Raw genomic sequence first — 7,834 nt, 5'->3', positions numbered from 1 at the left:
GTGAAGTACCAAAAAATATTTGGCACTGACATTCATCGACACACTGTTGAGTTCTCAAAGAACACGCACACACCATCGCTTCAAACTGGTTGAAAGCTCCGGGGCAAGAGTCACAATCTTAGCCTGTTCGCTCCCAGGAAGCAAGTTCCCGTCGAGCGTGAATGTCTCCGACTTCGTCCAACCGCGTGTCCCCGGCCTCTCGGTCGGGGTTGGTGTCCGTGTCGCTCTGACTTGGACAAAGTTACGCGAATGAAAACTGAGCGTCAAACGTGCAGGTCGCAGGTGTTCGCCAGGTTAAATCCGCTGGTAGCCCGCCCGCAGGCGGGCCACCAACGGCCACAGGAGCCCCGCGAGACAACTGTGACCCCACACACGTCAGTTCGAAAGTATTTTCACGCCGGCGAAATTGCGCTTTCCACGCCGGACGACCAACCAGCTGCCGTGAAGCAGATCGGATGCGGCGGGCTCCCAGTCGTCGGCCGACACCTTCTGGTTGTTCACCGAAGCGCCGCCTTCCTTCACTGCGCGTCGAGCAGCTCCCTTGCTCTCACACAAACCGCTCGTCACAAGCAGATCGATGATCGTGCGCGGCTCCCCCGGCGCCAATTCGCTGACAGATGCTTCCTTCAGCGCCGCGGCGAGCGTCGACTCGTCGAGTTCCGCCAATTCCGCCTTGCCGAACAACGCCTGGCTGGCGAGCTCGACGGCGCGAGTGTTGTGTTCTCCGTGAACCAAGGTCGTCATCTCCGCAGCCAATCGCTTCTGCGCTTCGCGCGCATGCGGACGCTCCGCCGTTGCCGTCTCGAGTTCCGCGAGTTCGTCTGCGGTCAGGAACGTGAACCAGCGCAGGTACTTGATCACGTCGGCGTCGCCGGTGTTCACGAAGTACTGGTACCACGCGTACGGGCTGGTCATCTCGGGGTCGAGCCACAGACTGCCGCCACCGGTCGACTTTCCGAACTTCTTCCCATCAGCCGAGGTCACCAGCGGAACGGTCATTGCGTGAACACTCTCGCCGTCGACACGACGGTTGAGTTCGACGCCCGCGATGATGTTGCCCCACTGATCGGACCCACCGACCTGCAGAGTGCAGCCGAGATCGCGTCGCAAGTGCAGGTAGTCGTTGGCTTGGAGCAGCATGTAACTGAACTCGGTGTACGACATCCCGTCCGACTCGAGACGACGCTTCACGGTGTCACGCGCAAGCATGACGTTCACAGAGAAGTGTTTGCCGACATCACGCAGGAAGTCGATCGCCGACATCTTGCCGGTCCAGTTCATATTGTTCTCGATGACCGCACTCGTCGGTGAATCGTCGAAATCCACGAATCGTTCGAGCTGACCACGGATGCGACCTGCCCAATCCGCGACAGTATCGGCGGAGTTCATCGTCCGTTCCCCGACGTCACGGGGATCACCGATCAGGCCTGTTGCACCGCCGGCAAGAACGATCGGACGGTTACCGGCACGCTGAAACCGCTTGAGCGCGAGGAGCGGAACCAGGTGACCTGCGTGCAGGCTCGGTCCGGTCGGGTCGAAGCCCGCATACAACGTGACCGGTCCGGCCTCGAGATCTTTACGCAAAGCGTCGAGATCAGTTGATTGGGCGATCAGCCCACGCCAGGTCAGTTCGTCGAGAATATTCTCAGTCACGGACTCGATCATCCCATCTTCACGAAATGACCGGCGCTCGCGGGCTTCGGCGGTACGCGGACACAGCTCGCGAGTCCGGAATCCAGAGGCGCCACGGGACCTCGGCCGCAGTACTGACCCCCACCCGCGGTCCACTGACCCACTCCTTCGACTCCCCCAATTCGAGCCGAACCCGCGAGGCAGGGTTGAACACGTCTGTTCCGTTGTCCGCCAACGTGATTGCAACGGAAGCGCCGAGATTACCTGGCCCTCTGGCCCATTGGTGAGATGGTCGATCCGGCGATCTCCGAGCAGACACCACATCGTGACCGGCCTCGATTTCGGCCGCTCGGAGCAGAACACCACCCGCGACACCATCCGGGCCGTACGAGATGTTCATACAAAAGTGCATTCCGTAGCTGCGGTAGACGTAGAGACGGCCCGCCCGCCCGAACATCACGCTGTTCCGCGGCGTTTGCCCCCGATACGAATGTGCTGCCGGATCTGGCCAGGGCCCGTCCTTCTCCCCTCCGTACGCCTCGACCTCGACAATCCTCAGCGAGATGTCGTCGACAATCAGGGTCGAGCCGAGAATTGTCAGGCCCGCTTCCAACGGGTTCTTCACATTTTCCAAGGTCTCGATACTCACCCTTCGATTGTGCCCACGCCGTTGACTCATCGGTCGGCCGAGTCGCATAATTCAACAAGTGATGAATTATTGAAATGAGGCGAACCGTGACCACCACGCCGGCAATAGACATCCGCGGACTACGAGTCATTCGCGGCAAGCACGAAGTTCTTCACTCACTCGACCTGCAAGTTTCGGCAGGATCGATCACCGGACTGCTCGGCCCGTCCGGCTGCGGCAAGACAACCCTGATGCGCGCGATAGTCGGAACCCAGATCGTCGAAAGTGGTGAGGTCAGAGTCCTGGGCGACCTCGCGGGGTCCGTTGCCCTTCGCCGCCGGGTCGGATACGTCACCCAATCCCCCAGCGTGTACGGCGACCTGACGGTCACTCGAAACGTCCAGTACTTCGGCGCTCTGTACGGCAAGTCCGGCGCAGACGTCGCAGCAGCGGTCGACGCCGTCGGATTGAGCCGATACGCCGACCAGACCGCCGCCGATCTGTCCGGAGGTCAACGCGGTCGAGTCTCGCTGGCATGCGCGTTGGTGGCATCACCTGATGTGTTGATCCTCGACGAACCGACCGTTGGTCTCGATCCGGTGCTTCGTGTCGAATTGTGGGAACGATTTGCCGACCTTGCTCGCAGCGGAACCACCCTGTTGGTCTCCAGCCACGTCATGGATGAGGCCGACCACTGCGCTGAACTGATCCTGATGCGAGATGGGCATCTCCTCGCTCAACTCACACCCGATGAATTGCGCGCCAAAACCAGATGTGAACGGCTCGAGAACGCCTTTCTCGAGCTGATTCGGACTTCACCCGTCGGAGGCGAAATATCATGAGCATCAGGATCTTCGGTGCTACGACCGTACGCATTCTGCTTCAGCTCCGCCAGGACCATCGCACGGTGGCCATGATCTTGTTGGTCCCGTCGTTGTTGATGATTTTGCTGTATTTCCTCTACCAAGACGTACCCACGCCGCCCGGCCAGGTTTCACTGTTCCAACGGGTGGCGATCACCATGCTGGGAATCTTGCCGTTTGTGGTCATGTTCCTGGTCACGTCCATCGCCATGCAGCGCGAACGCAGTTCAGGAACACTCGAACGCCTGCTCACCACCCCGATGGGCAAACTCGATCTTCTGGCGGGATACGGCGCGGCATTTTCGCTCTCGGCCGCCGCTCAGGCGGCTCTCGCGTGCGCGGTTGCTTTCGGATTTCTCGGACTCACCATCGCCGGCAGTCTTGCCTGGGTCATCGTCATTGCAGTTCTCGGCGCAATACTCGGCGTTGCGCTCGGCCTGTTGGCCAGCGCATTCGCGAAGACCGAGTTCCAAGCGGTGCAGTTCATGCCGGTAGTTGTGGTCCCCCAACTGTTCCTCTGCGGACTCCTCGTGCCCCGCGACCAATTGCCGACCTGGCTCGAATGGATCAGCAACGTCCTCCCCTTGAGCTACGCCGTCGACGCACTTCAGCAAGTGTCGATGCATGCCGACGCGACGGGTCAGATGTGGCGTGATCTCGCCGTCATGGCGGGCTTCGCCGCCGCAGCACTCTCGCTGGCCGCGGCAACACTCGATCGCCGCACTCCATGAACGACAACGACACGGCGCCCGCACCTGCACCGATTCGTTCGGGGCGACGACCGGGCAAGTCGGAGACTCGCGCGCAGATCCTCGATTCGGCGCGACGGGCGTTCTCCCAGAACGGTTTTCGACGCACAACCGTTCGATCGATAGCTGCGGCCGCTGACGTCGATCCGGCCATGATTCATCATCATTTCGGAAGCAAGGAGCAGTTGTTCACCGCTGCGATCGCGCTACCGATCGATCCAGTCCAGGTATTGGGACCGGTTCACGCCTCTCCGACCGTAAATCTCGGCGAAAATCTACTCAGAGCAGTGATCGGGCTGTGGGAATCGGAACACCAGCCGGCGATTCTGGCGGCTTTTCGATCGGCGGTTTCCGGCGACGGATCGCAGCTGATCCAGAGCTTTCTGCTCGATGTCGTATTGCGCGACATCATTCCGCGGGTGGACACACCACCTGGTACCGGCTTGATCAGAGCGGAATTGGTGGCATCTCAGATGGCCGGACTGCTGGTCACGCGATATGTGCTCGGACTCGAACCACTCGCATCATTGAGCGTTGACGCTTTGGTACCGCTGGTGGCTCCGAACCTCCAGCGGTACCTGACCGGTGAATTACCGATCTAGCCTTCAGCCCGCGCGAGCAACTTCTCGTGCTCGTCGTCCGCCACATCGCGTGCCTCGTCGATCAACAGAACGGGAATGCCGTTCTCGATCGGGTATGCACGCCGCAGGCGCGGGTTGTAGAGCAACTCGTCCCCGACCAGCAACAGCGGGCCTTTGTCCTGGGGGCAGGCCAAAATGCTGAGCAACGTCGAATCAATAGCCACGTGAGTCCTCTCGAACCGATCAAACAGAATGTCCTCAGGCTACCGTGCTCCGGTGCCCACCCTCGTCGGCATCAACTGCGCGGCAATTGCCTTGGTCAGGCGCTTGTACGACTGCGTCTCGGAATCGAGGAACCAGGTCCGTGGTCCTGGCGCCGGCAATCCGGCCGCAGCTAACGCAGTGGAACTCGGACGGTACGACGAACCCACCGGGATCTCGTCTACCACGTGCACGATATCCGGGCGCGCATCAAAAGCGATGCGCGAGAGAGCCTCCGCAAGCTCGGCGGAACGGAACTGCCGCCCCGGACGCCATGTCACGGCAGCGACCGCCAGCTGATGCGGCGCGTCACCGACGCCGTATGCGACGGCAAGATCCACCCGCGCCACACTCGACAACGCGTCGACGATCGGCTGGGTGAACACGGGACCGCGGAGCGTCGAAATGACCGTGTTCTTGTGATCGATCAGCCAGTAGTCGCCGTCGGCGTCCCGGCGGAAGAGATTCTCCGTGGGAATCCACGAATCACCCGCTTGGAAGAGTCCCCGCATGGCTCCGCCCGAGAGATCGGCAGTGAATCCCGCGCGCCCGAGTAGCAACCCGACTTCGTCTTCGGCGCACTCACGGACAAATCCGTTTCCATTTTCGAGGAGCCGACCACTCAGCGGGTCGTATGCCGCCAACCGCACCTGCGCGCTACCCGGCAACGGGCGGCCCTTGGAACCAACTTTGGAGCCCGCGACATTGGCAAGAATCACGTCACCTTCGGTCGACGCATAGAACTCGAGCACCTGCGCGGGGTCGAACGCCTCCGTGGTCCGCTTCCACAGCCCGTGAGGCATCCCCGAACCGATGAACAGTCGGACCGGATGGCTACCGTCGATGAGAAGAAGATCCTCGTCGAGGATCTCGCGCATCATCGACCACGTGTAACTCACGACGGTCACACCGTAGCGATGGATTTCCTCGACGAATCGAGCCGGATTCAGTCCGCGTGAGAGCGCAATCCGTGAGCCACCGGCCATGGCGCCACCGATGGTCGCGAGCAGACTCGACGAATGATGGAGTGGTGCAAGGCAGTACACGGTGTCACCGCGATCGAGATCTGCCGCCGTGGCCGTTCCGAAGGCCGACAGTGCCCACCGGTAGTTAGTGATCTGCTTGGCTTCGAGCACACCGCCCGATTCCGCAAAGATGATGAATGCGAGTTCACGGGCGACGCCGGGATCCGGCCGGTACCAACCGGGCAGATTGACCTTCGTCGGATCGATTTGTTCGAGATCGATCACGTCGTGTGACGGATCCACCTCGAGTCCGCGGGCATCGCCGCCGCCGAGTACCAAGACCGGCCTACCGGTGACCACCGCAGCGTCGACGTTCTCCGGATCGGTGATGATCCGATCAACCGATCCCAGCTTGACCGCCGCCGAGATGTCGGACCCCGGCGGAAGCATGACGGCAACGGCACCAAGGCGCGACAGGGCCGCGATGGCCGCGAGCGCGCTGGGGCGGGTCTCCATCAGGACACCGACGTGCGCTGCCGGACGCACTCCCACGGAAATCAATCCACGCACGACATTGTCGATGCGGGCGTTGACCGCTTCATAGGTGTGCACACGATTGTCGAAGAGGAAGCACTCGCCGTTCGGCGCTTTTCGACGCTGCTCCGCGAGCAATTGACTCAGCGAGATCTTGGTGTGCGGCTGAATTTGGTTGAGTCGCGCCAGACGTGGCAACGCGCGTGCCGCTTCACCGGACAATTCGAAAGTCCCGCGCAACGCACCAGCTGCAAGGTCACTGATTCCCTTGGTGACTCCTGCACCTACTTCAGCGACCGAGGCGACGGTGTGGATGATCCGATTGCTGATCGACACACCGGTCTGGTCTTCGAGGTCGGCGCCGTAGACCATGTTCGCGATACGGTCCGGGAGGGGTCCACCCGTCTCGGTCCACTGCACGAATTCACCGGTGGTCGGCCAGGTGTGATTGGCCGCGGTGGAACCGACAACCAAACCGAAATGACCTGCGCGCAAAGTAGATTCGTAGACCTTGGCCCGCGGCGCTGCCTGGCTGATCCCACGAACCGCCTGAGGTTGACCGATGTCGTCGACCTCGCCGACGAATGCCAGGATGGGGCAGGTGATCTCGGCGAGCGAGACCAATTGATCCTTGATGACAAAACCACCGGTCATCATTCGGTTGTGCACGATGAACTGCTTGAGCAGTTCGGCAACCGCGGGCCCGGACCACGCGACCCAACCCTCGGTCGCGAGGAAACGTCGCTGCTGCTCCCTCGGCAGCAAAGCCTCACGGTCGTGCAGTTGAAGCAGGAAGTCGACGCGCATCTTCAACGTCTTCACGGGATCGAGCAACTGGAACCCGGTGCGAGCCATCCACCCGGTGACCGCCAGGCGATTGAAGACGTGATCGGCGAGGAAATCCGCACCCTTGGTGGCCAGTCCGGCCGGGATACCGAAGGGCAACGCGGCGAGTGTGTCGACCGGACTGCCGAAGGTGATGACGCTGGCGATGTTTCGACTACGCCGATACGCGGCAGCTTGATAGGCGAACATGCCGCCCTGCGAATAGCCGGAGATGTGAACATCTTTACCGGTGTGACGGTGGATGTGGTCGATGATGTCGCTGAGAGCGATGATGTGATCGGCGAGATTGCGATCCCAACCGCCCTCTTCGGAGTCGGGCGAACCAAAATCGACTACCCAGGGGTCCAGGCCCATCTCGTGCAGAATTCCCACAGCACCCTGGTCACGAGTCACGTCGTACACGTTCGCCGACATCATCATCGGCGGGATCAGCACGATCGGTGCACCGACGGTTTCCGGATCGCTGTCCGGGAAGTAGCGGCGAAGCCGGTACATCGCTGCGCGCTCGACGATCTCGAACGGCGACGTGGTCGCATCCGTTTCCAGCCCACCCAACCGGACGACCTCGAGGCCGTTTTGTGCTGTCGCAACCACCCGACGAATCGGGCCCAGCACAGACTTGGAATTCAATCCCACCATTTCACTCCCAAGTTACTCACCATGTGACGTCAGTCTCATTTTTCCCGCGCGCAACAAGCCTACTGACGACGAATACGCGTACGCGGTCAGGGAGCAAATTCTGCTCCCTGACCGCGTACGACCGAAGGACTACTGC

7 protein-coding genes are annotated in these 7,834 nt (G+C 61.2%); 3 read left to right on the top strand and 4 right to left on the bottom strand.

What is annotated here, in order from left to right:
- Positions 1–375 precede the first annotated feature (375 nt).
- Positions 376–1,653, bottom strand: coding sequence for a tyrosine--tRNA ligase (tyrS, locus tag EEB12_RS28145; protein WP_020907871.1), 1,278 nt, complete (start codon positions 1,651–1,653; stop codon positions 376–378).
- Between the two features lie 19 nt (positions 1,654–1,672).
- The gene (locus EEB12_RS28140; protein ID WP_020969717.1) at positions 1,673–2,281 is read right to left on the bottom strand and encodes a DNA-3-methyladenine glycosylase; all 609 of its coding nucleotides are present in this window, start codon (positions 2,279–2,281) and stop codon (positions 1,673–1,675) included.
- An 86-nt stretch (positions 2,282–2,367) separates the two neighbouring features.
- Here EEB12_RS28140 and EEB12_RS28135 point away from each other — a divergent pair, with 86 nt between their 5' ends.
- Genes EEB12_RS28135 through EEB12_RS28125 form a run of 3 tightly spaced genes read left to right on the top strand, consistent with a single transcriptional unit; the run spans position 2,368 to position 4,474 of the window.
- The gene (locus EEB12_RS28135; protein ID WP_037249399.1) at positions 2,368–3,102 is read left to right on the top strand and encodes an ABC transporter ATP-binding protein; all 735 of its coding nucleotides are present in this window, start codon (positions 2,368–2,370) and stop codon (positions 3,100–3,102) included.
- Complete coding sequence (locus tag EEB12_RS28130) at positions 3,099–3,854, top strand: ABC transporter permease (RefSeq protein WP_003944033.1); 756 nt, start codon at positions 3,099–3,101, stop codon at positions 3,852–3,854. The genes EEB12_RS28135 and EEB12_RS28130 overlap by 4 nt, the downstream gene beginning before the upstream one ends.
- On the top strand, positions 3,851–4,474 hold the full coding sequence (locus EEB12_RS28125) for a TetR/AcrR family transcriptional regulator (protein WP_021344364.1): 624 nt from the start codon (positions 3,851–3,853) through the stop codon (positions 4,472–4,474). Before EEB12_RS28130 ends, EEB12_RS28125 begins: the two co-directional genes overlap by 4 nt.
- On the opposite strand, the gene EEB12_RS28120 is transcribed toward EEB12_RS28125, so the two are convergent.
- Positions 4,471–4,677: a Trm112 family protein gene (locus tag EEB12_RS28120; protein WP_003944045.1), complete on the bottom strand. Its 207-nt coding sequence runs from the start codon at positions 4,675–4,677 to the stop codon at positions 4,471–4,473. The two genes, EEB12_RS28125 and EEB12_RS28120, sit on opposite strands and share 4 nt — an antisense overlap.
- Before the next feature lie 39 nt (positions 4,678–4,716).
- The gene (locus EEB12_RS28115) at positions 4,717–7,698 is read right to left on the bottom strand and encodes an acyl-CoA synthetase (RefSeq protein WP_019748602.1); all 2,982 of its coding nucleotides are present in this window, start codon (positions 7,696–7,698) and stop codon (positions 4,717–4,719) included.
- Between the last annotated feature and the right edge of the window lie 136 nt (positions 7,699–7,834).

This window comes from Rhodococcus sp. WS1 (assembly GCF_003797745.1).
Lineage (GTDB): Bacteria > Actinomycetota > Actinomycetes > Mycobacteriales > Mycobacteriaceae > Rhodococcus_F > Rhodococcus_F erythropolis.
This window is presented reverse-complemented; position numbering and strand designations above follow the sequence as displayed.